Consider the following 236-nt stretch of genomic DNA (forward strand, 5'->3'; position numbering starts at 1 on the left):
TTTGATACGTTCCAAGATCGTCTAGTCCCTGAGTTAAGGCTGGCTGGGGTTACTGATATGATCAGTGCAAATAACTACCTACAAAATACCTTCATCCCTGAGTATTGGGCAACGACCCTCACAGTCAACGCCAAATTAATGCGCTCTGAGCATACACCCGTTCCGAAGTACCTCAACATTGACGCGATATGTATTCAAAAAGAATATCGAAAAATCCGTCGAGATCATACCTTCAG

General features: G+C 43.6%; 1 pseudogene. It reads left to right on the top strand.

The features are described 5' to 3' along the window. Positions 1-236 (top strand): annotated as a pseudogene (locus AB4263_RS23985) (ISNCY family transposase); the annotation flags it as partial.

This window comes from Vibrio sp. 10N.261.55.C5, assembly GCF_041470505.1.
GTDB lineage: Bacteria > Pseudomonadota > Gammaproteobacteria > Enterobacterales > Vibrionaceae > Vibrio > Vibrio crassostreae_C.